This window comes from Plantibacter sp. AC185 (assembly GCF_979258065.1).
Map to the genome: position 1 here is coordinate 1,487,296 of NZ_OZ409831.1, position 23,771 is coordinate 1,511,066.

A 23,771-nucleotide genomic window follows, 5' to 3' on the forward strand; every position below is an offset into this window, starting at 1 on the left:
TCCGCGGACGCATCGGTCGAGGACGACTAGCTCCCGTCGCGGAGGTCCGTCGGGGGTGTTGCACCGAACGCGATCTCGTCGAACCGCGCCTCGCAGGGCGGACCGAGCGGCGCCTGCGAGAGGAACCCGACGCGCACCGGGGCGTCGCTGTGCAGACGAAAGACCCGGACGAAGTCCCACGTGACACCGTCGGTCGAGCTGTGGAACGCCCAGGCCTCACCGAGACGACTCACGCGCATCCACACGTGGTCGGCCGTGACGTGCGTCGAGTTCACGTCGTCCGACCAGGTGTTCGTCACGACGCTCACCACCATCGCCTGCCCCTGGGGCGACTGCTCGAAGCAGAGCTTGGCCCAGTGCTCGTCGTCGATCCAGAGTGCGAGGGCACCGGCGTCGAAAGTACTGCGCTCGCCCACGACCGCGACCCGTGCCGAGAGCGTGAAGTGGTCGGGTGCGTCGAAGGCGAGCGCCGTGGCACGCAACTCACGCGGCCCACCGAGCGAGCTGTTGCTCCAGTCGACGCCGGCGGCGGAGGTGAGGGTGAGCGCTCCGGCATCGGCGTCGAACGATGCGATTCCGGGGGTCGAGGTCCAGGCGAGGTCGGGAAGCCCGTCGATGCGGGTCACGTCGGTGTGCATGGTCCGACCCTATCGGGACCGCACGTTCCCCTGAGTCGCCCGGATCTGCTCGGCATCCGGCCGACTCCGTGCAGATCCGGGCAGCTCAGCGAGGCGCCGGGACGTCGACGACGCGTTCCTCCCCGACGGCCACGGCGAGCGAACCGTTTGAGGCCGACGCGACGTCCGCCTGGAGCCGCTCCAGCTCCGCCGGCGGCACCCACAGTTCCAGCTCCGCCTGCGCCCCGTATGTCTGATCGCCGAGCGTCGCGCCGTGGCTACCGGCCCAATCGCGCAGCAGGTTGTCGTACCGCCCGGCCTCGGCGTGCGGGACGACGAGGGTCGCGCGGGTCAGCGTCTCACGGCGCACGAGCGAGGCGAGGTCGAGGGCCTCGGAGGCCGCCGAGGAGTAGGCACGGACGAGCCCGCCCGCCCCGAGCTTGACGCCGCCGAAGTACCGCGTGACGACGACGACCACGTCGGTCAGTTCCCGCCGCCGGATGACCTCGAGGATCGGCATCCCCGCCGTGCCGGACGGTTCACCGTCGTCGGACGAGCGGGCCTGGTCGCCGAGCAGCCCGGTGACCATCGCGACGCAGTGGTGTCGTGCGTCCCACGCCTGCTTCTTCACCCGCGCGATGACCGCTTCGGCGTCCTCCGGCGACGCGACCGGATGCGCGAGGCCGAGGAAGCGCGACTTCTTGATCACGAGTTCGTGCTCGACCGGCGCGGCGATCGTCGCCGGGTACTGCCGCGCGATGGTCATCCGTCCGAGCGTACTCGGCCGGTCGACGAGACCCGTTCGGCCTACGGCCGCAGCACGTCGTCGGCCGGGTGGGCCTGCACGTGCCCACGGACGAAGATCAAGCCGATCACGGCGACGAGCATGATGAGCAGGTTGGCCGGACCGGCGATCGCCAGGAACACGCTCTGACCGGCGGCCGCTCCCGCGTGGTCGATCCCACCGGTCGAGAGGAAGAGCGTCGGGTCGTAGAGCCCGTGGATCAGGATCGGCCAGATGAGGTTGCCGGTCACCCGGAGCGTCAGGTACATGCACACGCCGAATCCGAAGGTGTAGACGACGGTCACGAGCACGGTCGTGACCGGTTGGCCCGACAGGAGGTTGGAGGCGTGCAGCAGGGCGAAGACCAGCGAGGAGACCACCATGACGATCCACTCCGAGCTGCCGGCGTCGCGCAGCATCTTCACGACCAGGCCGCGGGTCAGGATCTCCTCGGCGAACCCGATGAACACCCCGGACAGCATCGCGACAGCGACCACGGAACCCTCGTAGCTCCCGTAGTCGATGCCGAGCAGGCGCAGGACGACCGCGGCGAGGATCACGATCGGTGCGACCCACATCCACCACCGGCCGCGGATGGGCTGCCTTCCGAACAGCTCCCGGAACCATCCGACCGAGAGGACGAAGCCGGCCAGGAGGAGGGAGCCGACGACGAGCGGCAGCATGAGCCCGAGGAACACGCTCTGCGGGGTCGCGAAGACGTCCTCGCCGATCTGCGAGCCGAAGAGCTGCCCGACGACCCATCCGGCACCGAGGTACAGGGCAAGGTAGACGATCGCCAGCAGGAACGCCCGCCCGACACCGCCCTTCGCCCAGAAGTCGTGCCATCCGCTGGTGGTGAGTGTCCGCTGACCGCTGTGCCCGTGACCTCTGTGCTCGCCCATGCGTCGATCCAACCACTCAACTGACCCGAGCGTCGGACAATCCGCGCCGTCAGTCGGCGAGCGCCGCCGCGGCGTTGCTCCAGACCGCGTAGAGGACGAAGCCGCCGAGGGCGAGGAGCCCGAGCACCGGCTGTGCGAGGACGATGAGGGCCCAAGCTGCCAGGAGCACGAGGGACAGGAGCGAGATGCCTGGCCGACGGACGGTCCGGACGAGCCCGCCGAGCAGCTGGGCCCGGAACCGCAGGCCCGGAGCGGCCGCCAGCCCGGCGAACACGCCGAAGGCTGCGACGACCGCGAGCAGCAGCACGACGACGAGCAGCGGCCCGAGCAGCATCGCGAACGGCGTCCCCCACACCGCGACGATGTCGATCACGACGACGAACGTGAGCGCACACACGAGCGACCACACGGCGAGCGCGGGTCGCCACGTCCGCAGGAAACCGATCCCGACTTCGCGGAGCGGCGCGGCGTCGGCGGCGTCGCGCGACCGCTGGAACGACCAGCAGCCGGCGGCGAAGGCGGGGCCGAGCGGGAGCGAGCACAGCAGCAGGAACGGCCAGCTCGTGAGCGGCTCGGCGACGAGGACGATCGCGGCCGCCAGCGGGAGCGCGGCGATCCCGACGCCGACGCCGACCATGAGGGATCTGTACACGACGCCGAACACCGACTCGAAGGTCTCCCGGCGCGGCTGCAGCAGTCCGCGCACGCCGCCGGCACGGTTGTCCGCACGCCGATCGGTCACCGCGCTCATCCCTTCATCCCGCTCGTCGCGATGCCCTGGATGAAGTAGCGCTGGCCGAGGAGGAAGATCAGCACGATCGGGATGACGGAGACGACGGACCCGGCCATGATGAGCGCGTACTCGGCGTCGTACTGCCCGACGAAGGAGCGCAGACCGAGCTGCACGGTCCAGAGGTCGTTGCTCGTCAGGTAGATGAACGGACCCATGTAGTCGTTCCAGGTGGAGACGAAGGTCAGCAGCGCGAGGCTCGCGAGCGCCGGCTTCGTCAGCGGCAGGATGATCCGCCACCAGATCGCGTACTCGTTGAGGCCGTCGATGCGGGCGGCCTCGCTCAGTTCGTCGGGGATGGTCAGGTAGTACTGCCGCATGAGGAACACCCCGAAGGCGCCGAACGCCTGCAGCAGGATGATCGAGAGGTGCGTGTTCACGAGGCCGGCGTTCTGCATCATGATGTACTGCGGGATCATGTAGGCCTGCCACGGCACCGCGATCGTCGCGATGTAGGCGACGAAGAGGACGTCACGTCCCTTGAAGTGCATCTTCGAGAAGCCGTAGGCGGCGAAGCTCCCGGTGAGCACCTGCAGGATCGTGATGGTGACCGACAGGAACAGCGAGTTCTTGAGGTAGGTCAGCATCGGGATGCGGGTCCAGATGTCGACGTAGTTCTGCCAGACGAACTCGGTGGGGATCCACTGGACGGGGATCGAGAACACCTCGTTGTTCTGCTTGAGCGACGACGAGACCATCCAGAAGAACGGGACGAAGATGATCGCGGTCAGCACGGTGAGCATCACGTAGATGAGCACGCGGCGCAGCGGCGAGATCGGACCGTGGCGGCGCACCCGGGTGCGCTTGCCTCCAGCCCCGGGCAGCACGGGCGGGGTGATGGCGTCGGTGACCTCGGCGATCGCGACCTCCGCCTGCGACGGGACCGTGGACGAGGCACGCGTGGTGGCACTGGTCGACATCAGCGTTCCTTCCTCTGCTGCAGCTTGAACTGGACGACGGTGAAGACGAGCACGATGACGAACAGCACGAGCGAGATCGCCGAGGAGTATCCGAAGCGGTTCTCGGTGATGCCTTCGCGGTAGATGAGCTGCGAGAGGACGAGCGTGGACCGGCCTGGGCCGCCTCCCGTCATGACGACGATGAGGTCGAACACCTTGAAGCTCGCGATCGTCACCATGATGAGCACGAAGAACGTCGTCGGACGGAGCGACGGGATCGTGATGTTCCAGAACCGCTGCCAGGCGTTCGCACCGTCGACCTCGGCGGCCTCGTAGTACTCCTGCGGGATCGCTTGGAGCCCAGCGAGGTAGAGCACCATGTAGTAGCCCATGTCGCGCCACACGCTCGTGATGATCACGGCCGGCATCGCCCACGCGGAGCTCGTCGTCCAGCCGGGCGGGTCGGCGACACCGATGAGTTCGAGGAACTGGTTGATCGGGCCGGCGGTGGGGTTGAAGAGCATGTTCCACACGACGGCGACGGCGACGAGCGAGGTGATGTACGGGAAGAACATCGCGGTGCGGAAGAAGCCGAGGCCGCGCAGCTTGCGGTTGAGGAGCAGTGCCAGACCGAGGGACGCGAGGATCGTGAGCGGGATGTGGCCGGCCGCGTAGTAGGCGGTGTTGCCGAGCGCGATCCAGAAGGACTCGTCACGCATCATGCGCGCGAAGTTCGCGAACCCGACCCACTCGGGCGGTGAGTACGAGTCCCACTTCATGAACGCGATGACGAACGCCGCGCACATCGGGATGAGGGTCAGGAGGGCGAAGCCGATGAAGTTCGGCAGGATGAAGCTCCAGCCGACGAGCGCATTCCTGCGGACGCGACTGCTGGAGCGGGTGCGTTGCGGTGGGGCTGCGATCGCCATGACGAGCCTTTCGAGGACGGTGGTGCGGGGTCGGTGGGGACGCGCCGGGCGGACGCGAGGATCGCGGGACCGGGCGTGCCGGCCCCGCGATCGCGACTAGTCGACGAGGACGTCGTTCTTGACGCGGTCCTGCATCTTCGTGATGGCGTCGTCGACGTCCGACTCGCCGACCATGATGAGGTCGTGCTCCTCGTCGAGGATCGAGCTGACGTCGGAGGAGTACTCGCTCACGGGCATCTCGAGGACGACGTCCTTCGGCTCCTGGAACGCCTTGACCGAGAGGTCGTCGGTCGGGAGGGCCGTGAACGCCGCGGTGACGTCGTCGGACTGGTACGCGGGGACGACACCGATCGCGGCGATGGCCTTCGCGCCTGCCTCACTCGCGGCGAACTCGAGGAACGTCTTCGCGGCGGCCTGGTGCGTGGAGTTCTTGTTGACGGCGAATGCGGTCGGCGAACCGAACGTCACCGTCTCCTCACCGGACTCGAGCTGCGGCATCTGCGCGACACCCCAGTCGACGTCGGTCGCGCCCGTCTCGATCGACTGCGCGATGCCCGCGATGTACCAGGTACCCATCGGCATCATCGCGGCCTTGCCGGTCTCGAACATGGTGCGGTAGCTGATCTGCTGGGTCTTCGCCGTGCCGTAATCGAGTGCGTAGCCCTTGTCCTGCAGGTCGAGGGTGAGGTCGTACTGGTCCTGCATGAAGCCGTAGTCGCCGCTGATCAGGTCGCCACCGGTCTGGGCTGCGGCGATCGACTGGACGACTGAGCGCCAGTAGTGGTTGTACGTGCCGTAGACCTTGGAGTCCCCGTCGCCCGAGGTGAGCTTCGCCGCGATGTCCGCGTACTCGTCCCAGGTGAGGTTGTCGGGGTGCTCGATGCCGGCCGCGTCGAAGATGGCCTTGTTGTAGTACAGCAGCCAGAAGTCCTGGCGGTACGGCGCCGCGTAGTAGGTGTCGTCGAGGGCGAACGGCTCGATCCCGGCGAGCTTGTCCGCGCCGATGTCGTCGACGACGTCGCCCACGTCGACGAGCTGGCCACGGTTCGCGTAGCGCGCGTAATCGGTCACGTTCTTCATGGTGAGGACGTCGGTCTTGTCGCCGCCCGCGAGCATCGTCGTGACCTTGTCGGAGTAGTCGTCGGCGAGGATGTCGACGGGCTCGATCGTGATGTCGGGATGCTCGGCCTCGAAGGCGTCGAAGAGCGCCTTGAACTCGGGCGTCTGGTCGTAGTTCCAGACCGAGACGCTGAGCGTGACGGGGCCGTCCTCGTCCTGCTGGGCGGAGCCGGCACCTGAGCAGCCGGTGAGGGCGAGGCCGGCTGCTGCGGCGATCGCGGAGATGGTCAGGATGGGTCGCTTCATTGCGGATGCTCCTCGGTGAGTAGTGGTGCTGTCGGTGGTGATGGCGGTGCTGGTGGCGGTGCTGGTGGGACGGGGATGCTGCGGGGCGGAGCGGTCGGTGGGCGTCAGTGCGACGCGGGCAGGTCGAGCGACGTCGTCGCGCCATCCGGCCAGGTGATCGTGCGGGCGGTGGACCCGGCGACGCCCGCCATCGCCGGGGCGACGACGCCCGGCTGCGTGGCGCCATCCAGGAGGAGCGCGAACGCGTGCCAGTGGTCCGGGCGGACGGGACCGTCGGTCTCGCACCACGGCGTGCCCGAACGGGGTCCGAGCGGGGTGGCGTCGTCGAGGTCCCGGACGCCCGACCGGAGCGCGCCGGTCGGAAGCGGGTCGTGCTCGCTCGGGAGCGCGACGACGGCCGAACGCACGCCGTCGGCGACGGCGACCGCCGAGGTCTGGTCGGTGGCGACGGTCAGGTCACGACCACTGACGGTCCACCCGCCGACACGGAGCGCGCCGAGCGGGACCTCGTCGCCGGTGCCCGGGACGACGCGGACGAACCGCACCTCCCAGGGCCCGCGGACGGCTGAGCAGAGGTCGATCCGCGCGCCGGTCCGGGTCCGGTCCGCGGCGTGGCCGTGGCCATGGTCCGGGCCGTCGGCATCGGCGTCGATCCAGCGGGCGAGACCGGAGGACGTCGACCAACCGGAGGACGAACCGTCGGAGGCCGGCAGCGGCGTCAGGGCACCTCGGGTGAACCCGGAACGGTGACTCGGGACACCCTCTGCGTCCAGGAGCACGACCGATCCGTCGAACGGGTCGCGGGCATCGGCGGAGAGCACCGGCGCGGTCGCCGTCGAATACCCGAGGCGTGCGTACAGCGGGGCGTCGCGTTGGGCGACGCCGTCGTTCGCGTGGTCCGTCCCGTGGTTGACGACGCGGACGATGCCGTCGGCGGTCGTCCCGCTGACGATCCAGCCCGGGGCGACGATGGTGCGGAGGACGTCGCCCCGTTCGATCGGCAGTGGTTCCTCGATGGCCGTCCACACCGGGTGGTCGGCCGGGAGCGCGAGCCCGAGCATGCCCTTCGACGCCCAGTAGGGCGAACCTGGGCCGGAGTAGGACTGTGCGAGCTGCCTCCACTCCTGGTGCCAGCCGAGCGTCAGGATCCCGCGGTCGTCGGGGGCGCCGGCGGCGCCGAAGTGCGACACGACTCCACTGGCCGCTCGACGGATGAGTCCCGGCGAGAGCGCGGTGGACCCGGCCATGGCACCGGCCCAGAACGGCGCGGCGGCGGCGAAGCGGTAGATGAGACTCCGCCCCTGCACGAGCGGCGAACCGTTCGCGCCGACGAGCGTGACGGCGTCCTCCAGGTAGCGGTCGAGGTGGGCGTCGTAGCGGTCGAGCCGAGCCTGATGCGGGTGGCCCGGCGCGAGCATCGTGCGCCACAGCACCGGATAGAGGTGGAGCGCCCACCCGGTGTAGTGGTCGTAGGCGCGCGTGCCGCCGTCGGCGAACCAACCGTCCTCGCGGAAGAAACCGTCCGCGATCGCGAGGTCCTCCTCGAGGTCCGCCTCCGAGAACGGGCCGCCGACCGTGCGCAGGAACTCCTCGACGACGATACGGAACCACACCCAGTTGATGGGCGGGTACGGCTGGCCGATGACGGTGGCGAGCCAGTCGATCGTCGTGCGCTTGGTCCGGTCGTCGAGACGGTCCCAGAGTTCGGCACGGGTGAGGTGGAGTCCGATCGCGATGGCTGCGGCCTCGACCTTGGCCTGGTCGACCTCGTCGGGCCGCGGCCACCGCTCCGGGGAGTCCGGGTCGGTGCCCGCTGCGAGGCCGGCGGCGTAGCGCTCGACGAGGTCGCCCGTCCGTGCGGGATCACCGGCGATGCGGAAGGCGGCGAGCATGAACGTCCGCGCGAACCCCTCCAGGCCGTCGATGTCGGAGCCGTAGCCGCCTGGCGCACCCGGGAACAGGATGCGGGCACGACCGGGCGAGGTGAAGGGTTCGGCACCGCCGAGCAGCCGGTCCGCGAGGTCCTCCCAGTGCCTGCGCGTCCAGCCGGTCGACGGTGACAGGGTACGGTCCAGGGCGAGTGTCTCCGACGCCGGGGCGGTCAGGAGCGCGACCATCAGGCGCTCACCCCCAGGTCGGCGACCCGGACGGCTTCGCGCGGGTGCTCGCCGTTGAGGAACCGCTCGAGGTCGTCGAGCGCCGCGTCCGTCATGCGCAGCGTCTCCCGGCCGAGGGAGCCCGCGATGTGCGGGGTGATCGAGACGTTCGGGAGGTCGAGCAGCGGCGAGTGCACGGGCAGCGGTTCCGGGTCGGTGACGTCGAGGATCGCGTCGAGGCGTCCGCTCGCGCACTCCGCCGCGAGGGCGTCGGTGTCGAGCAGGCTCCCGCGGGCCGTGTTGATCACCGTGGCGCCGTCCGGGAGCGCCGCGAGCTGGGCAGCCCCGATCATGCGCTTCGTCTCCGGGAGCTCCGGGGCGTGCAGCGAGAGCACGTCGACGTTCGGCAGGAGCTCGTCGAGCGGGACGAGTCGGGCTCCGGCCGCGGCGACGGCCGTGGCGTCGGCGTAGGGGTCGGCGACGAGCACCTCGACCGCGTCGAGCTGCTGGAGCAGGGCGACGACGCGACGGCCGATGCGCGAGAAGCCGACGACGCCCACGCGGCGTCCGAGGTTGGACAGGTTCGTGGTCTCGAGCAGGGTGCGCCACTCGCGACGGTGCGCCCGCGGGTCGCGGGCGAAGACCTGTGCCCGCTTGCCGGCGAGCACGATCGAGGCGAAGGTGAACTCGGCGACCGGGATGGCGTTCGCCTCGGCGGCCGTGGTGACGACGATGCCGCGCTCCCAGACCGCGTCGGTCACGAGCGAGCGGACCGTGCCGGCGCAGTGGAAGACCGCGCGCAGCCGGGGCATGCGGTCGAGTCGCTCCGCCGTGAGCGGCGGGGTGCCCCACGAGGTGATGAGCACCTCGACCTCCGCGAGCCGTGCGGCGAGCGCCGGGTCGTCGAGGTCGCCGGTGGTCTCGTCGTCGCGGACCTCGCACAGTGCGTGGAGCCGGGCCAGGCGGGCGTCGTCGAAGAGCGTCGAGAACACGTCGGGCCACATGGCGACCAGGGCTGCGGGGCGCGCGGCGTTCGACATCTGGTGCTCTCCTTCGAGTGGGCCGCGGTTGCATGCGGTTGTCAGGTAGTGAATACTCCAATCCGATCGGAGTCAAAACAGTCGATCACAAACGAACAAGCTCGATCGAAGATGATCATGGAGACGTCGTGAATCCACCCTCGCAGACCGCACCCGCTACACCGGCCATCGATGAGCGACGTCGATCGCGCGGCCCGTTGGTGACGGCGTGGTCACAGCGCCCGGCGACCGCACTCCGGTCCATCGTGCCGGACGGCGACTGGAGCTCGATCGACCGACGGCTGCTCGACTCCTTCGTCGCCCAGGCGACGCGCGAGTCCGCGACCACCGACCGCGCGGCGACGCCCTGGCCGCAGCCGCTCTTCTCGCAGTACAGCGCCTACCCGCTCGCCGGGGAGCGCCTCTCCTACGAGACGGCGGTCGGTGACCGACTCGCACGCCTCTCCCGCGCCGTGGTCCTCGCCGCCGCGTCCGCAGCCGGTGTGGCGGTGGCCGCGCCGCACGACCCGCTCGCCGAGGTCGCCGACGGCCTGTGGCTCCTCGCGGAGCAGACGACCTGGTGCTGGGCGGCCCACGACGACGCGTTCCGCCGGTTCGGGACGGTCACGCCGTCGCTCGACGAACCGTTCCTCGACCTCGGCGCCGGCGAGGCGGTCGCGGCCGTCGCCTGGGCGATCGCCGTCCTCGGCGACGAGCTCGACGAGCGCTACCCGGGCCTCACCGACCGGCTGCGAGCCGAGGCCGAGCAGCGGGTGTTCCGGCCGTTCCTGGAGCGCGACGACTGGCACTGGCTCGGCCTCGATGTCGACCCTGACGGCGAGCCGGTCGTCCTCCACAACTGGAACCCCTGGATCCTCGGCAACACGATCGCCGCGGCAGCGGTGCTCTGCAGCCCCGACCGCGCCGAGCTCGTCATCGACCGAGCGGTCGACGGCATCGACCGCTACCTGGCGGGCCTCCCCCGGGACGGCGCGATCGACGAGGGCTGGGAGTACTGGTGGAACGGAGCGGCTCGCGCCCTCGAGGCGGTCGAGACCCTCGATCGTCTCGCCGGAGGTCGCCTCGCGCTCGACGGCCTCGACCTGCTGCCCGAGTCACTCCGCTTCCCGCTGCGGATGCAGCTGTCCGCCGACTGGTACGTGAACGTCGCGGATGCCCGAGCACGCGGTGATCGGACGCTCCCGTTCGATCTGCTGCATCGCTGGGGCCGGCGACTCGAGCTACCGGACGTCGTCGCGTACGCAACGGCACATCGCGATCCCGACGCCCCCGTCGCCACGGACCGGGCCGGACTCGGGCGTCTCGTCCGCGTCTGCCTCGATCATGCGTGGGCGGTCGCGGACGCCCGGAGCGCAGCCCTGCCGCTGCCGGCTTCGGTCGACCTGCCGTCGATCGGTGTGAGTCTCGCCCGTGAGCACGACGGGCGATCCGACGGACTCGCGGTCGGCCTCAAGGGCGGCCACAACGACGAGAACCACAACCACAACGACCTCGGGAGCGTGATCGTCGCGCTCGACGGCGTCCCCGCGGTCATCGATCCCGGGCGACCCACCTACGACGCGCGGACCTTCGGCCCGGACCGCTACGACATCTGGTGCATGCGCAGCGATTGGCACAGCGTCCCGGGACCGCGCGGTCTGCTGCAGCAGCACGGTCCGGCGTTCGCGGCGCGCGATCGCCGGGGCGGAGACCGGGGCGCGCAGGCGAGCTGGTCGATGGACCTCGCCGCGGCCTACGGTCTGGCGGAGCACGAACACTGGCGCAGGACCGCGACGCTCGACCGCACGTCGTCGCGGGTCGTGATCGAGGACGTCTGGACGCTCGACGACACGGCGGGCACGGCCGTCACCCTCATGCTGTGGGGCGACGTGATCGAGGTCGATCCGGTGACCCTGCGCGTCCGCCGGCCGGTCGCCGACGTCCGGGACGTGATGCTCCAGCACGACGCGGACGAGGTCGCGATCGAGGTCGTCCGACTCGACGACCCGATGATGCGGTCGTCCTGGGGCGACACGATCACCCGCGTGCGGCTGCTCCCGCGTCCCGATGCGGATCGTCTGCTCGTCACCGTGGAGGCAGCACGATGAGCGACGACGGCGTCTCCGGCGACCGGGGACCGACGGGCGGCACCGGACCCTCGCAGGTCTTCGGCATCGAGCGCCGCGAACGCATCATGGACGAGGTCCGACGCAACGGCTCCGTCGTCGTCCGCGAACTCGCCGTGATCCTCGGCGTCACGGAGCTGACGATCCGACGCGACATCACCGCACTCGCCGACCTCGGGCTCGTCACGCGGGTCCACGGTGGCGCGACCGCCCGGAGCTCCCTCGACCAGACGGTCGCGCGATCAGCCGACGCCGCCGGCCCCGCCAGGTACCGCATCGGCATGGTCGTGCCGTCGCTCAGCTACTACTGGCCACAGATCGTCAACGGTGCCCGCGCCACGGCCGCCCTCAGCCGCTCGCAGCTCGTGCTCCGCGGATCGTCCTACGACCCGGCCGACCAGCGCCGGCAGATGGCCGCGCTCGTCGAGACGGGTGGGATCCACGGGCTCATCGCCGCACCCGACACCGCGGGCCAGGACGGGTACGCCCTCCTCGCCTGGCTCGATGCACTGCCGATCCCGGTCGTGCTGGCCGAGCGCCGCGCGCCGTCATCGCTCGCGCTGCGCTCACTGGAGTGGGTGACGACGGACCACGAGTTCGGCGCGGTGCTCGCCGTCCGCCACCTGTACGAACAGGGCCACCGTCGCATCGGCATCGCCGCGGCGCGGCACTCCCCCACCTCCGACCACCTGCGGCGTGGGTGGGCCAGGGCGTCCGCCGACCTGGGGCTGGACACGGGCCTGACGGTGAACGCCGAGATCGACGACGTCGAGAACGGTGCCAGGGACGCCCGGCTGGGTGCGCTCGTCGACGAATGCCTCGCCACGGGGACCACCGCGCTGTTCGTGCACGCCGACCCGCAGGCGATCCTGCTCGAGCACCACTGCCTCGACCGCGGTGTGCGGATCCCCGAGGACCTCGCGATCGTCGCCTACGACGACGAGGTGGCGGAGAACGGCGAGCCGCCCATCACCGCGCTGCGCCCGCCGAAGCAGCACATCGGTCGGATGGCCGTCGAGACGATGGTCGCCCGCCTGTCCGAAGGCCGTCGTCGCCCGACGCAGCGCACCCAGGTCCTGCCCGAGCTGCAGGTCCGCGCCTCGTCCCTGACCGCCCCGCCCGCCTGAGTCGCCCGAATCTGCGCGAAATCGGCCGGATTCCGTGCAGATCCGGGCGACTCAGCGGACCTGTGGAGAACGTGGACGGGGAACCACTCCGCGGAGGCACAGTGAAGGGATGCCAGCTGAACTTCCGGACGGACCGTTCCTCGTCGGCGACGCGCTCCGCAGCGGGATGACACCCGGCGAACTCCGCAGTCGTCGGCTCGAGAGGCCGGGTCACGGGATCCGGTCCGCCCGTCCGGTGGAGACGGTCGAGGATCGCTGCCGCGCATTCCTCCACCGCTTGTCCGACCAGGTCTTCGTCTGCGGTCCGACCGCTGCGCTCCTGCTCGGCCTGCCGCTCCCGTACCGGCTCTCCACCCCCGATCGCCTCGACCTCGCCGTGGCCGCCCCGGCTCGCGCTCCGCACGCCGCCGGGATCGCCGGTCGGTCGATCACGATCGACGACGAGGACGACGTGATCGTCCACGGCGGCATCAGGCTGACGAGTCCGGTTCGAACGTGGCTGGACCTTGCCGCGACGCTCCCGCTCGCCGATCTCGTCGCGACAGGCGACCATCTGCTTCGGACGAGTACCGCGGGCCTGGCCGAATTGGAGGAGGCTGCAGCCCGCTATCCGAGTCGGCGCGGCCGTGGAGCCATCGCCGCCGCACTCCCGCTGCTCGATCACCGCGCGGAATCACCGCCCGAGTCCATCGTCCGCGTCGCGCTCGTCCGCGGAGGCGTCATCGGGTTCGAGCCGAACCAGGAGATCCGGGCGGCGAACGGCTCGTTCCTCGCCCGCGCCGACCTCTGTCACCGTGCAGCGCGGATCGTCATCGAATACCAGGGCGACTATCACCGGGTCGAGGTCGACCGGTGGCGCAAGGACCGCGCGCGCTCCAACCGCCTGCGAGCCGCGGGCTGGACGGTCATCGAACTGACGGCCGACGATCTCCGTGACCTCCGCGCCGTCGTCGCCTCGGTGCGCGCCGCTCTCGCCGGCCGCTGAGTCGCCCGAATCTGCACGAAATTGGCCGGATTTTCGACAGATCCGGGCGACTCAGCGGGCCATCCGCACGCCGCCGAGGACACGGGCGCTCGTGCGGGCGAGCGTCCGACGCGACAGCAGCCGAGTCGCGAGCGCGGTGAGGTGGTTGCTGCGGCCGGACACGACACTGGGGCCACCGTCAGCCCGGTCGAGCGCGCGGAACGCGGTGTCGATGACCTGCGCGCTCGTCTGCTTGCGGCCGACGGCAGCGTCTTCGCTCCCGACGACGTCGAAGAACTCGGTCTTGGTGGGTCCGGGGCTCACAGCGAGCACCCGCAGCCCGGTGCCGCGAGCCTCTGCCCAGAGCGCCTCGGTGAAGCTCAGCACGAACGCCTTCGTCGCGCCGTAGACAGCCATGCCCGGCGTCGGCTGGTAGGCAGCGGTGCTCGCGACCGTCACCAGGGCGCCGGACCCCTCGAGCAACTGCGGCATGAATGCACGCGTGAGCTCGACGAGGGTCCCGACGTTGAGTTGGATCTCTCCCGTCATGCGCTCCGGGTCCGCCTGGTCGAAGGCACCGTGGCTGCCGAACCCGGCGTTGTTGACGAGCGAGGTGATCCGGATGCCGCGGCGATCCAGCTCCTCGTGGAGTGAATCGGCGGCACCCGCGACGGCGAGGTCGGCCGGCACAACCGTGACCTCGACACCCGAGGCAGACCGGAGTTCGGCCGCCAGCACCTCGAGGCGATCCGCGCGCCTTGCGACGAGCACCAGGTTCGACCCGCGGTTCGCGAACCGTCTGGCGAACTCGACGCCGAGGCCGGAGCTCGCGCCCGTGATGAGTGCGGTGCCACCGCGGAGATCGAGTGTCATGGGGAATCCTTCAGCTGGCGGTACACGAATGTTGTCAGTGACATCATCACCGTCTCTGCTCGTGTTGTCAATGTCAACATGGCGGTAGGCTCGTCTCGTGTCAGCCCAGCCCTATCACCACGGAGACCTCCGCCGGACGCTCCTCGAGGCGGCCGCAGCCAGCCTCGAGACGGACGGCGTCGACGAGCTGTCGCTGCGCCGCCTCGCCCGCGATGCCGGCGTCAGCCACGCGGCGCCGAGCCGACATTTCCGCGACAAGCAGGCCCTCCTCGACGCGCTCGCCGAAGACGGTTTCCGTCGTCTCTCCGCGGCGCTCGAGCGGGCGACCGAAGCCGAGGTCACGTCGTCGGCAGGTGCCCGCGAACAGGTCGACGCACTGGCCCGAGCGTACGTCGGCTTCGCGCTCGCTCAGCCGACCCTCCTCTCGCTCATGTTCGGCCTCAAGCACGCGCCCGATGCCCGGGAGGAGCTGCTCGCCGCCGGTCACGCCTCGATGGAGATCGTCGTCCGGGTCGTCACCGCCGGGCAGGAGATTCGGGCGATCACCGCCGGCGATCCGCACCACATCGCGCTCGTCGCGTTCGCGACCTTCCACGGCATCGCCGCGCTCGCCTCTGGCGGCCTGCTCGACGGCGTCCCGGCCGACGACCTCGTGACGAGTGCCGTCGACCTCTTCTGGCGGGGCCTGACTCCCGAGCCCTGAGTCGCCAGAATCTGCACAAAATCAGCCGGATCTCGCGCAGATCCGGGCGACTCAGCGGGTCAGCCGACGCCGTTCAGGATCGAGGAGGCGAAGGACGCGGCACGGACGCTGAGCGTCGCGATGCGCTCCTGGCGGGCCGCCTCCGCGTCGAAACCGACGTAGGCGAGCGGCGGCAGCTTCCGCACGTTGGCCGAGCACTGGAAGTCGGCGCAGACGAGCGTGCCGACCGTGTCGCCGTTCTTGCCGGCCTGTCCGGCCCGCTTCGCGCTGTAGAACACGACGTCGTTGCTGAGCGTGATGTCCTGGCACCACGCGCACTGCGGCCGGGTGCGGGGCATCGCGTCGGCCTGCCGGAGCAGGATGCCGACGGGTTCGCCGTCGACGATCGTGACCACGTACGCGCGTCGCGGCAGCTTCTTGTCGCGCCACCCGAGGAAGTCATGCACCTCGAAGTCGAGCGTGTCGAGGTCGACGGGAAGGCTCACGTCACTGACCTCCTTGCGCGACGCGTTGACGAAGGAGGCTCGGATCTGGGATTCGTTCAGGGGGATCATGGGTTCACCGGTTTCGGCTGGGCCGTCGTGGAGACGGCGGAGAGACCCTCCGCGCGTCGATGCGCTGCGGTGGGTGCGTCAGGGTGCGCGGCCCCGTCGTCGTCGCTCGCACGAGCGCGATGGACGAGGCCGACGTCCTCACCGGGTGGGCGAGGTGGTCGACCGGGTGCGCTGCTCTCTCGGGCCGGCGTTGCGGACGCCGACGACCTCCAGACGCCCGACACGGGGCGGAGCGATGAGCATGGACACACAGGCACTGTATCAAGCGATGGCGCGCTCGCTCCCCTGGTCCGCACGTTCAGGCTCCCGGCGCGGCAGGATGGACGCATGACCCTCGACGTCGCCCTCCTCCGCACCGCATTCCCCTCCCTCGCCTCGGGCATCGCCCACTTCGACGGCCCCGGCGGCACCCAGACGCCGCTCGCCGTCGGCCAGGCCATCCTCGACACCCTCACCGGGCCGCTCTCGAACCGAGGGACCTCGGTCGCCTCCGAACGACGGGCTGACGACGCGGTCGTCGCCTTCCGCGCTGCGATGGCGGACCTCCTCGCCGCCGACCCGAGCGGCATCGTCTACGGTCGCAGCGCGACCCAGCTCACCTACGACTTCGCGAAGCACCTGTCCCGCGGCTGGACGGCGGGCGACGAGGTGGTGGTGTCCCGGCTGGACCACGACGCGAACCTCCGCCCGTGGGTCCAGGCCGCGGAACGCGCCGGCGCGACGGTGCGCTGGATCGAGCTCGATGCCAGGACCGGCGAGCTCGACCTCGAGTCGCTGGACGCGACCCTCGGCGAGCGCACCCGGCTCGTCGCCGTGACCGCAGCGTCGAACCTCCTCGGCACCATCCCGCCGGTGCGGACGATCGCCGACCGGGCGCACGCGGTCGGCGCGCTCGTCTGGGTCGACGGCGTCCACTACACGGCGCACCACGTCGTCGACGTCGAGGCCCTCGGTGCCGACTTCTTCGTCTGCTCGCCGTACAAGTTCTTCGGGCCGCACTGCGGTGTCCTCGCCGCGTCGCCGGCGCTGCTCGAGTCGATCCACCCCGACAAGCTGCTGCCGTCGACGAACGTGGTGCCCGAGCGCTTCGAGTTCGGCACGCTGCCCTACGAGCTCATGGCCGGCGTGACGGCGGCCATCGGCGTGCTCGCGTCGATCGACCCCGGTGACGCCACGACGAGACGAGACCGTCTCGTGGCCTCCGCCGCTGCCGTCCACCAGCGGGAACTCGAGCTGCGCACCCGTATCGAGGACGAGCTCGCCGACCTCGGCCCGCTCGTCGAGCTGCACTCGCGAGCCGCCGAGCGCACGGCGACGCTGTTCATGACGTTCCCCGGCAGGCGTGCAGCGGACGTCTCAGCGTTCCTCGCCGCCCGCGACGTCCTCGCACCCGCGGGCTCGTTCTACGCGGTCGAGCCGTTCGCGGCGCTCGGCCTCGAGGACGTCGGCGGCCTCCGCGTCGGCGTCGCCCCGTACACCTCGGACGAGGACGTCGACCGCCTGCTCGACGGCATCAGAGCCTTCCTCGCGGACTGACCGGCTCGCCGGTTGACCGGCTCGCTGGCTGACCGGCTCGCCGGTTGAACGGTTGGCGAGCCGGCCCGGCGACAGCGCCCTCAGGACCGCTTGCCGCTCTCACGTCGCAGGACGACGAACCCGGCGACCATGACGACCGCCCCGAGGACGAGGGTGATGATCCGGAAGAACCCGAAGTCGTCGACACCGAAGATCAGGGGTCCGGCGAAGAGGAACGTGGCGCCGACGAAGTACCAGACGGAGGTCGTCCCGCCGTTCATCGATGTGGGTGGCGGCGTCGACTCGGGCTGCGCCGAGGCAGGACCGTCCTGGGGCACCTCGTCCCCGTGTGGTGCAGGTTCGGGCTGCGTCGATCCGGTCATCATTCGCTCCGATCCGCGTCGCGCTCGGTGGTGTCCACGACGTCGAGCCCCACGCTACGCAGCCCTCGACCGCCGTGAATCCCCCAGGTGACGGAGATCAGGCCTCGCTGGCGAACATCCGTCCGTCGGGGTCGAGCTTCGTCAGGAGGGCTGCGGAGATCTCGCCGAGCTGCTCGATCTGCGCCGGCGTCAGTGCGTCGAGGACCAGGGACCGCACGTGCTCGACGTGGCCCGGCGCGGCCTGGACGACCTTGTCCCAGCCCGCATCGGTGAGCGTCACGTTCGTCGCCCGTCGATCCTCCGGGCACGGTGTCCGTGCCACGAAGCCGGCCTCCTCCAAGCGCGTCAGCACCCGCGACAAACGAGGCAGCGTCGCGTTCGTCCGGGCCGCGAGCGCCGAGGTGCGCAGCGTGCGGCCCGGGGTCTCGGACAGCATCGCGAGCGTGAAGTAGTCGAAGTGCGTCAGGTGCTCGTCCCGCGTGAGCTGGAGGTCGAGCGCGGCCGGCAGGAGTTCGAGCACCGCGGCGAAGCGCACCCAGGAGCGTTGCTCGTCGTCGCTCAGCCATCGCGTCTCGGTCATGTCTCCAGCGTAGCAATAGTTGCGCCTACAACTAACCGGTGTTACGTTAGTTGTACCAACAACCAATTGACCCGTGACCAGGCGGCCACGAGAAGGAGCATCGTCATGACGAACGTCACCATCTTCGGAACCGGCAACATGGGCAGCGCCATCGCCGGTGTCCTCGCAGCAGGCGGCGCCTCCGTCGACCACCTCGGATCGGCCGAGACCGGCACGATCACCGGCGACATCGTCGTCCTCGCGGTCCCCTACCCGGCCCTCGCGACGATCGTCGAGCAGTACGCCGACCAGCTCGCGGGCAAGGTCGTCGTCGACATCACCAACCCCCTCGACTTCTCGACCTTCGACGGCCTCACCGTCCCCGCCGGCAGCTCGGCTGCAGCGGAACTGCAGGCGAAGCTCCCGAGCTCCCACGTCCTCAAGGCCTTCAACACGAACTTCGCCGCTACCCTCGCCGCGAAGCAGGTCGGCGACGTGGCCACCACGGTCCTCATCGCCGGGGACGACGCCGACGCCAAGGCCGCACTCCAGCAGCTCGTGACCGCCGGTGGCCTCGAGGCCGTCGACGCCGGGTCCCTGAAGCGCGCCCACGAACTCGAGGCGATCGGCTTCCTGCAGCTCACGCTGGCGGCGTCGGAGAAGATCTCCTGGACCGCGGGGTTCGCGCTCGTCAAGTAGTCGTCGGATCGTGATCCGGGAGGAACGATCCTCCCGGATCACGACGGACTGGAGGACGATGGGCGCATGACCTTCCGCGCCCTCGTCCCCGGCCAGCGTTCCAGCGTCCTGCTCGGCGGGCCGCACGATGACGCGCCCGTCCTCCTCTTCGAGACCGACGAGCTCCTCATCGAAGCGCCGAACTGGTCCCTCGACGGCCGGACGCTGTACCTCAACGGCAACGGGCGACTCTGGGCGCTCACGGTCGACGACCCGACCGCGGGGCTCACGCCGATCGACTTCCACGGCCTCCCCGAGCTCAACAACGACCACGTCCTCGACCCCGACGGCGAACACATCCTCCTCTCGGCGATGGACGGTCACATCTACCGCGGTGCCCTCACCGGCGGACCGGTCACGAAGCTCACCGCCGACGACGACCGGTGGCACTTCCTCCACGGCGTCTCGCCCGACGGCACGCGGATCGCGTACGTCGAACTCGAAGGCTTCGAGCACCCCGGTCGACTCGCGCTCGCTCCGGCGGTCGAAGGCGGCGGTCCCGTCACCGTCCTCGACACGGGCGACGGCCACCTCGACGGCCCGGAGTGGTCGCCCGACGGCCGGTGGCTGCTCTGCAACACGGAACACTTCGGCACGGCCCCGGGCCATGCCCAGCTCGCGCGGATCCCGGACGGCGGCGGCGAGCTCGAGCAGCTCGTCGTGAGCGACACCGTCGACTGGTTCCCGCACCTCTCCCCCGATGCTCGACTGGCCTCGTACATCGCCTTCCCCGCCGGCACGATCGGACACCCCGCCGATCTCGACGTCGAGGTCCGGCTCGTCTCGACCGACGACTGGGCGACCCCGCTCCGCCGCTACCCGTTGTTCGGCGGCCAGGGCACGCTCAACGTGAACAGCTGGGCCCCCGACAGCTCACGGTTCGCCTTCGTCGCCTACCCGATCACGAGCTGAATCGCCCGATTCTGCGCGGTTTCGGCGAAGAATCGCACCGATCCGGGCAACTCAGGGGGCTCGTCGATAGGGTCGGAGCGTGACCGATGCCAGCAGCGCCCACTCCCAGACGCTCTCGCGCGGCATCCGGATCCTCGAGGTCCTGGCAGACGCGCGCACCCCGCTCACGATCGACGCCCTGAGCGCGACGCTCGGCCTGCACCGCAGCGTCACCTACCGCCTGCTGCGCACGCTCGAAGACCACCGCCTGGTCGTCCGCGACGGTGCCGGACGGATCGCGCTCGGATCGCGCCTGGCAGCCCTCGCCGCCAGCGTCTCCCACGACCTGCAGGCCGCCGCCCTGCCCGAGCTGACGGCGATCGCGAACGAGCTCGGCATGACCTGCTTCCTCACCGTGCTGGACGGCGACGAGATCGTGACCCTCGTCAGCGTCGAGCCACGGCACACGATGGGGTCGATCGCGCAGCGGCCAGGCACCCGGCACCCGGTCGGCGTCGGCGCGCCCGGCAAGGCGATCGCGTCCCGGCTGCCTGCGTCGCAGTGGCCGGACGCCCTCGACGACGACCACCGCGCCGAGCTGACGGTGGTCCGTGAACAGGGCTGGGCGTCGAGCCACGACGAGGTCATCACCGGCCTCCGCGCCGTCGCCGTACCGCTCGCCGCGCACGGCTCGCCGGCAGCCGCCCTCGCGGTCGTCTACGTCTCCAGCAGTCGCCCCGAAACCGAGATCGCGGCCCGCCTCATCGAGGGGGCCGCGACCATCGTGTCGTCAGTCTGACCGCGGCTACCTCCGCGCGCCGTAGACCTGACCACGGCTCTGCTCGTCCTCCGCCTCGCCACCGAGCGGGATACCCGTGCGGTCGCGCAGGAGGAGGGTCGCCGCGAAGGCGATGACGATCATGCCGGCGATGTAGAACGCGACACTCGTCGACGACCCCGTGACCTGCACCAGCCAGGTCGCGATCGTCGGTGCGAACGCGCCGCCGAGGATGGCGCCGATCGCGTAGGTGACCGACACGCCCGTGTACCGGATCGAGGCGGGGAACAGCTCGGCGAAGTACGCCGCCTGCGGCCCGTAGGTGAACCCGTTGCCGATCGTGAACAGCGCGAGCCCGAGGAACAACAACCACGGGTTGCCGGTGTTCACGAGCGGGAAGAGCACGAAGACAGTGGCCAGGAACGCGACCCAGCCGATGATGTAGGTGTTGCGTCGGCCGATCCGGTCGGAGAGCGAACCCGCGAACCACGTGACGATGAGCCAGACGATGGCCGACCCGGTCACCGCGAGCAGGACCGGTGTCCGTTCCATACCCACCAGGCCACCGTCGGCGAGCGGCGTCGTCGCGTAGTTCTGGATGTAGCCGCCCGTGGTCATGTAGCCGGCGGCGTTGTTGCCGGCGAAGGTGAGCGCCGCGAGCAGCACGAGCAGCCAATGGTGGCGGAAGAGCTCGACGATCGGGACCCGGCGACGCTCCTTGTTGCGGGCGAGGGCGACGAAGACGGGGCTCTCATCGACCTTCCGGCGCACGACGTAGCCGACGATGATCAGGACGAAGCTCAGCAGGAACGGGATCCGCCAGCCCCACTCGAGGAACGCGGCACCGGGCGAGATCACGCCCGTCATGAGGGCGAGCATGCCGGAGGCGAGGAGCAGTCCGATCGGGACGCCGATCTGCGGGAACGCACCGAACCGGCCGCGGCGGCCGGTGGGGGCGTGCTCGACGGCCATGAGGACGGCGCCGCCCCACTCCCCGCCGGTCGACAGCCCCTGCAGGATGCGGAGGAACACGAGCAGGGCGGGGGCGATGATCCCGATCTGGTCGTACGTCGGCAGCAGACCGATGAGCGTCGTGGCGGCTCCCATGAGGAAGAGCGTGATGACGAGCATCTTCTTCCGGCCGATGCGGTCGCCGAAGTGCCCGGCGACGAACGCGCCGAGCGGCCGGAACAGGAAGCTCACACCGACGGTCGCGAACGACAGCAACAGCGCGGCCTGCGGTCCTGCGGGTTGGAAGAAGAGCTGCGAGAAGACGAGTCCAGCGGCGCTCGCGTAGAGGAAGAAGTCGTACCACTCGACCGTGGTGCCGATGACGGTGGCGAAGGCCACGCGCCGGAGTTCCGCGGGCGTCGTCGCTCGCGCCAGAGATGCGGTTGTCATTGTCTCGAGACCCCTTTGTCCGTCGCGGCCCGTCATTGGACCGCCAGAATGTACACCACATCGTATACAATCGTGGTCACCGCGCAAGAGGCAGTCGATGACGACGCACCGTATCGTGATCGCAAGCCGCAGTCGATGCAGATGAGGACGGGACGCGATGCAAAATCACGAACGACAGGCGATCGCCGACGAGCTGGCGGCGGCGCACGAGGAGCGGAGCGTCATCCCCCTCCTCACCGCCCGGCACCCGGACATGACCATCGAGGACTCCTACGCCGTGCAGGCGCTGTGGGCCGAACGCCGCATCGCCGCCGGTCGGCGCGTCGTCGGCCACAAGATCGGCCTCACCTCGAAGGCGATGCAGCAGGCCACCGGCATCACGGAACCCGACTACGGGGTGATCTTCGACGACCAGGTGTTCGACTCCGGCGCCACGCTCGACTTCGACGCCTACTCCAACGTGCGCGTGGAGGTCGAACTCGCCTTCGTCCTCGGCCGACCGCTCCAAGGGCCGGGCTGCTCCATCTTCGAAGTGCTCGACGCGACCGACTACGTCGTCCCCGCGCTCGAGGTCCTCAACTCCCACATCGAACTGCAGGGGCGCACGATCGTCGACACGATCGCCGACAACGCGGCGCTCGGGGCGATGGTGCTCGGGGGTAATCCGGTCCGCCCGGACGCGATCGACCCCCGTTGGGTGTCGGCGCTCCTCTACCGCAACCAGACCATCGAGGAGTCGGGCGTCGCCGGTGCCGTCCTCGGCCACCCGGCGCTCGGCGTCTCGTGGCTGGCCGGCAAGCTCGCCCAGCACGGCGGCAGCCTCGCGGCCGGCGAGATCGTGCTGGCCGGATCCTTCACGAGACCGATGTGGGTCGAGCGCGGCGACACCGTGCACGCCGAGTACCAGGGGCTGGGAGCCGTGACATGCCGATTCGAATGACCCTCCCGCCGACCTTCGGCGAGCGCCTGCGCACCGCGGATCGCCCCCTCATCGGCATGTGGGTGGTGTCTGGCAGCCCGATCGCGGCGGAGATCGCGGCGGGCAGCGGGCTCGACCTGCTCCTCATCGACGGCGAGCACTCGGCGAACACCCTGGAGAGCATCCAGCTACAGCTGCAGGTGGTGGCCGCCTTCCCGGTGTGTCCGCTGGTGCGGGTGCCGTTCGGCGACGCGGTCGTCATCAAGCAGGTGCTCGACCTCGGGGCGCAGAACCTCATCGTGCCCATGGTGTCGTCGGCCGAGCAGGCGGCGGCGCTCGTGCAGGCCGCGCGGTACCCGCCGCAGGGCGTCCGCGGGGTCGGCAGCGCGCTCGCGAGGTCCTCCCGCTGGAACCGGGTCGAGGACTACCTCGCGCAGGCGAACGATTCGGTGTCGCTCACGGTGCAGATCGAGTCGGCGGAGGCCGTGGAGCAGGCGGACGAGATCCTCGCGGTCGACGGCGTGGACGCGGTGTTCGTCGGTCCGGCCGACCTCTCGGCGTCGCTCGGACTGCTCGGCCAGCAGGGGCACCCCACCGTGGTCAGCGCTGTCGAGCGGGTGCTCGATGCCGCCGCCGCCGCCGGGAAGCCGGCCGGCGTGAACGCCTTCGACCCCGTCATGGCCGAGCACTACCTCGACCACGGGGCGTCCTTCGTCCTGGTCGGTGCGGACGTGTCGCTCCTCGCGCGCGCGTCCGAGCAGTTGGCGGGGCGCTTCATCGACGGCCGGAGCGACGCGACCCGCAGCGACGGGTACTGACCCTTTCCCACCGCGTCCGGA

The 23,771-nt window shown here is 70.3% G+C and carries 24 protein-coding genes; 10 read left to right on the plus strand and 14 right to left on the minus strand.

Going from position 1 to position 23,771, the window contains the following annotated elements; translation table 11 throughout:
- Positions 1-26: 26 nt before the first annotated feature.
- The 9 genes from ACZZZB_RS07035 to ACZZZB_RS07075 form a co-directional block, all read right to left on the minus strand.
- Positions 27-638: a DUF1349 domain-containing protein gene (locus tag ACZZZB_RS07035; protein ID WP_192004425.1), complete on the minus strand. Its 612-nt coding sequence runs from the start codon at positions 636-638 to the stop codon at positions 27-29.
- 85 nt (positions 639-723) lie between these two features.
- Positions 724-1,383, minus strand: a complete 660-nt coding sequence (locus tag ACZZZB_RS07040) for an IMPACT family protein (protein ID WP_463529272.1) — start codon at positions 1,381-1,383, stop codon at positions 724-726.
- 41 nt (positions 1,384-1,424) lie between these two features.
- Entirely contained in the window at positions 1,425-2,303 is an 879-nt protein-coding gene (locus tag ACZZZB_RS07045) for a lysostaphin resistance A-like protein (protein WP_463529273.1), read from the minus strand.
- Positions 2,304-2,352: 49 nt separating this feature from the next.
- Positions 2,353-3,054 carry a hypothetical protein gene (locus tag ACZZZB_RS07050; RefSeq protein WP_463529274.1) on the minus strand — a complete coding sequence of 234 codons (702 nt, stop codon included), beginning with the start codon at positions 3,052-3,054 and terminating at the stop codon, positions 2,353-2,355.
- Positions 3,051-4,013, minus strand: coding sequence for a carbohydrate ABC transporter permease (locus ACZZZB_RS07055; protein ID WP_159877437.1), 963 nt, complete (start codon positions 4,011-4,013; stop codon positions 3,051-3,053). The genes ACZZZB_RS07050 and ACZZZB_RS07055 overlap by 4 nt, the downstream gene beginning before the upstream one ends.
- A complete protein-coding gene (locus ACZZZB_RS07060) occupies positions 4,013-4,921 on the minus strand; it encodes a carbohydrate ABC transporter permease (protein ID WP_124768540.1) in 909 nt (302 codons plus the stop codon). The genes ACZZZB_RS07055 and ACZZZB_RS07060 overlap by 1 nt, the downstream gene beginning before the upstream one ends.
- A 96-nt stretch (positions 4,922-5,017) precedes the next feature.
- A complete protein-coding gene (locus tag ACZZZB_RS07065) occupies positions 5,018-6,286 on the minus strand; it encodes an ABC transporter substrate-binding protein (RefSeq protein ID WP_124768539.1) in 1,269 nt (422 codons plus the stop codon).
- Between the two features lie 104 nt (positions 6,287-6,390).
- Positions 6,391-8,403, minus strand: coding sequence for a DUF2264 domain-containing protein (locus ACZZZB_RS07070; protein ID WP_463529275.1), 2,013 nt, complete (start codon positions 8,401-8,403; stop codon positions 6,391-6,393).
- Complete coding sequence (locus ACZZZB_RS07075; RefSeq protein WP_198425031.1) at positions 8,403-9,422, minus strand: hydroxyacid dehydrogenase; 1,020 nt, start codon at positions 9,420-9,422, stop codon at positions 8,403-8,405. The genes ACZZZB_RS07070 and ACZZZB_RS07075 overlap by 1 nt, the downstream gene beginning before the upstream one ends.
- 200 nt (positions 9,423-9,622) lie before the next feature.
- Between ACZZZB_RS07075 and ACZZZB_RS07080 the strand changes: the two genes are divergently transcribed.
- From ACZZZB_RS07080 to ACZZZB_RS07090, 3 genes are all read left to right on the plus strand, one after another.
- On the plus strand, positions 9,623-11,509 hold the full coding sequence (locus ACZZZB_RS07080) for a hypothetical protein (protein WP_463529276.1): 1,887 nt from the start codon (positions 9,623-9,625) through the stop codon (positions 11,507-11,509).
- Positions 11,506-12,654 (plus strand): substrate-binding domain-containing protein, encoded by a 1,149-nt coding sequence (locus ACZZZB_RS07085; RefSeq protein ID WP_085512005.1) that lies wholly within the window; start codon positions 11,506-11,508, stop codon positions 12,652-12,654. The genes ACZZZB_RS07080 and ACZZZB_RS07085 overlap by 4 nt, the downstream gene beginning before the upstream one ends.
- A gap of 109 nt (positions 12,655-12,763) precedes the next feature.
- Positions 12,764-13,639 carry an endonuclease domain-containing protein gene (locus tag ACZZZB_RS07090; protein ID WP_463529277.1) on the plus strand — a complete coding sequence of 292 codons (876 nt, stop codon included), beginning with the start codon at positions 12,764-12,766 and terminating at the stop codon, positions 13,637-13,639.
- 51 nt (positions 13,640-13,690) lie between these two features.
- On the opposite strand, the gene ACZZZB_RS07095 is transcribed toward ACZZZB_RS07090, so the two are convergent.
- On the minus strand, positions 13,691-14,491 hold the full coding sequence (locus tag ACZZZB_RS07095; protein WP_137242445.1) for an SDR family NAD(P)-dependent oxidoreductase: 801 nt from the start codon (positions 14,489-14,491) through the stop codon (positions 13,691-13,693).
- 97 nt (positions 14,492-14,588) lie between these two features.
- Between ACZZZB_RS07095 and ACZZZB_RS07100 the strand changes: the two genes are divergently transcribed.
- Positions 14,589-15,194 (plus strand): TetR/AcrR family transcriptional regulator, encoded by a 606-nt coding sequence (locus ACZZZB_RS07100; RefSeq protein ID WP_463529278.1) that lies wholly within the window; start codon positions 14,589-14,591, stop codon positions 15,192-15,194.
- 59 nt (positions 15,195-15,253) lie between these two features.
- Here the strand turns inward: ACZZZB_RS07100 and ACZZZB_RS07105 are convergent, their stop codons facing one another.
- Positions 15,254-15,748: an FBP domain-containing protein gene (locus tag ACZZZB_RS07105; protein WP_463529279.1), complete on the minus strand. Its 495-nt coding sequence runs from the start codon at positions 15,746-15,748 to the stop codon at positions 15,254-15,256.
- 327 nt (positions 15,749-16,075) lie between these two features.
- Here ACZZZB_RS07105 and ACZZZB_RS07110 point away from each other — a divergent pair, with 327 nt between their 5' ends.
- A complete protein-coding gene (locus tag ACZZZB_RS07110) occupies positions 16,076-17,284 on the plus strand; it encodes a cysteine desulfurase-like protein (RefSeq protein WP_463529280.1) in 1,209 nt (402 codons plus the stop codon).
- Between the two features lie 80 nt (positions 17,285-17,364).
- Here the strand turns inward: ACZZZB_RS07110 and ACZZZB_RS07115 are convergent, their stop codons facing one another.
- Complete coding sequence (locus ACZZZB_RS07115; RefSeq protein ID WP_463529281.1) at positions 17,365-17,646, minus strand: hypothetical protein; 282 nt, start codon at positions 17,644-17,646, stop codon at positions 17,365-17,367.
- Between the two features lie 97 nt (positions 17,647-17,743).
- On the minus strand, positions 17,744-18,226 hold the full coding sequence (locus ACZZZB_RS07120) for a MarR family winged helix-turn-helix transcriptional regulator (RefSeq protein ID WP_079001201.1): 483 nt from the start codon (positions 18,224-18,226) through the stop codon (positions 17,744-17,746).
- Positions 18,227-18,331: 105 nt separating this feature from the next.
- Between ACZZZB_RS07120 and ACZZZB_RS07125 the strand changes: the two genes are divergently transcribed.
- The 3 genes from ACZZZB_RS07125 to ACZZZB_RS07135 all read left to right on the plus strand — a co-directional run bounded on the left by ACZZZB_RS07125 (position 18,332) and on the right by ACZZZB_RS07135 (position 20,633).
- Positions 18,332-18,904 (plus strand): NADPH-dependent F420 reductase, encoded by a 573-nt coding sequence (locus ACZZZB_RS07125; RefSeq protein ID WP_463529282.1) that lies wholly within the window; start codon positions 18,332-18,334, stop codon positions 18,902-18,904.
- Between the two features lie 66 nt (positions 18,905-18,970).
- The gene (locus ACZZZB_RS07130) at positions 18,971-19,855 is read left to right on the plus strand and encodes a TolB family protein (RefSeq protein ID WP_463529283.1); all 885 of its coding nucleotides are present in this window, start codon (positions 18,971-18,973) and stop codon (positions 19,853-19,855) included.
- A gap of 79 nt (positions 19,856-19,934) precedes the next feature.
- Entirely contained in the window at positions 19,935-20,633 is a 699-nt protein-coding gene (locus tag ACZZZB_RS07135) for an IclR family transcriptional regulator (protein ID WP_463529284.1), read from the plus strand.
- A 6-nt stretch (positions 20,634-20,639) separates the two neighbouring features.
- Here the strand turns inward: ACZZZB_RS07135 and ACZZZB_RS07140 are convergent, their stop codons facing one another.
- Complete coding sequence (locus ACZZZB_RS07140; RefSeq protein ID WP_138946222.1) at positions 20,640-22,013, minus strand: MFS transporter; 1,374 nt, start codon at positions 22,011-22,013, stop codon at positions 20,640-20,642.
- A 157-nt stretch (positions 22,014-22,170) separates the two neighbouring features.
- Between ACZZZB_RS07140 and ACZZZB_RS07145 the strand changes: the two genes are divergently transcribed.
- Both ACZZZB_RS07145 and ACZZZB_RS07150 read left to right on the plus strand, forming a co-directional pair.
- On the plus strand, positions 22,171-22,953 hold the full coding sequence (locus ACZZZB_RS07145; RefSeq protein WP_463529285.1) for a 2-keto-4-pentenoate hydratase: 783 nt from the start codon (positions 22,171-22,173) through the stop codon (positions 22,951-22,953).
- Positions 22,938-23,750 carry an HpcH/HpaI aldolase family protein gene (locus ACZZZB_RS07150; protein ID WP_463529286.1) on the plus strand — a complete coding sequence of 271 codons (813 nt, stop codon included), beginning with the start codon at positions 22,938-22,940 and terminating at the stop codon, positions 23,748-23,750. The genes ACZZZB_RS07145 and ACZZZB_RS07150 overlap by 16 nt, the downstream gene beginning before the upstream one ends.
- The last annotated feature ends 21 nt before the right edge of the window (positions 23,751-23,771 follow it).

Excerpts from the sequence above, each read along its gene's own strand:
- ACZZZB_RS07105 (WP_463529279.1), bottom strand. The coding sequence starts at position 15,748 with ATGATCCCCCTGAACGAATCCCAGATCCGAGCCTCCTTCGTCAACGCG.
- ACZZZB_RS07125 (WP_463529282.1), top strand. The coding sequence starts at position 18,332 with ATGACGAACGTCACCATCTTCGGAACCGGCAACATGGGCAGCGCCATC.
- ACZZZB_RS07130 (WP_463529283.1), top strand. The coding sequence starts at position 18,971 with ATGACCTTCCGCGCCCTCGTCCCCGGCCAGCGTTCCAGCGTCCTGCTC.
- ACZZZB_RS07055 (WP_159877437.1), bottom strand. The coding sequence starts at position 4,013 with ATGTCGACCAGTGCCACCACGCGTGCCTCGTCCACGGTCCCGTCGCAG.
- ACZZZB_RS07050 (WP_463529274.1), bottom strand. The coding sequence starts at position 3,054 with ATGAGCGCGGTGACCGATCGGCGTGCGGACAACCGTGCCGGCGGCGTG.
- ACZZZB_RS07150 (WP_463529286.1), top strand. The coding sequence starts at position 22,938 with ATGCCGATTCGAATGACCCTCCCGCCGACCTTCGGCGAGCGCCTGCGC.
- ACZZZB_RS07085 (WP_085512005.1), top strand. The coding sequence starts at position 11,506 with ATGAGCGACGACGGCGTCTCCGGCGACCGGGGACCGACGGGCGGCACC.
- ACZZZB_RS07110 (WP_463529280.1), top strand. The coding sequence starts at position 16,076 with ATGACCCTCGACGTCGCCCTCCTCCGCACCGCATTCCCCTCCCTCGCC.
- ACZZZB_RS07120 (WP_079001201.1), bottom strand. The coding sequence starts at position 18,226 with ATGACCGAGACGCGATGGCTGAGCGACGACGAGCAACGCTCCTGGGTG.
- ACZZZB_RS07040 (WP_463529272.1), bottom strand. The coding sequence starts at position 1,383 with ATGACCATCGCGCGGCAGTACCCGGCGACGATCGCCGCGCCGGTCGAG.
- ACZZZB_RS07065 (WP_124768539.1), bottom strand. The coding sequence starts at position 6,286 with ATGAAGCGACCCATCCTGACCATCTCCGCGATCGCCGCAGCAGCCGGC.
- ACZZZB_RS07060 (WP_124768540.1), bottom strand. The coding sequence starts at position 4,921 with ATGGCGATCGCAGCCCCACCGCAACGCACCCGCTCCAGCAGTCGCGTC.
- ACZZZB_RS07045 (WP_463529273.1), bottom strand. The coding sequence starts at position 2,303 with ATGGGCGAGCACAGAGGTCACGGGCACAGCGGTCAGCGGACACTCACC.
- ACZZZB_RS07095 (WP_137242445.1), bottom strand. The coding sequence starts at position 14,491 with ATGACACTCGATCTCCGCGGTGGCACCGCACTCATCACGGGCGCGAGC.
- ACZZZB_RS07145 (WP_463529285.1), top strand. The coding sequence starts at position 22,171 with ATGCAAAATCACGAACGACAGGCGATCGCCGACGAGCTGGCGGCGGCG.
- ACZZZB_RS07090 (WP_463529277.1), top strand. The coding sequence starts at position 12,764 with ATGCCAGCTGAACTTCCGGACGGACCGTTCCTCGTCGGCGACGCGCTC.
- ACZZZB_RS07035 (WP_192004425.1), bottom strand. The coding sequence starts at position 638 with ATGCACACCGACGTGACCCGCATCGACGGGCTTCCCGACCTCGCCTGG.
- ACZZZB_RS07140 (WP_138946222.1), bottom strand. The coding sequence starts at position 22,013 with ATGACAACCGCATCTCTGGCGCGAGCGACGACGCCCGCGGAACTCCGG.
- ACZZZB_RS07115 (WP_463529281.1), bottom strand. The coding sequence starts at position 17,646 with ATGACCGGATCGACGCAGCCCGAACCTGCACCACACGGGGACGAGGTG.
- ACZZZB_RS07070 (WP_463529275.1), bottom strand. The coding sequence starts at position 8,403 with ATGGTCGCGCTCCTGACCGCCCCGGCGTCGGAGACACTCGCCCTGGAC.
- ACZZZB_RS07075 (WP_198425031.1), bottom strand. The coding sequence starts at position 9,422 with ATGTCGAACGCCGCGCGCCCCGCAGCCCTGGTCGCCATGTGGCCCGAC.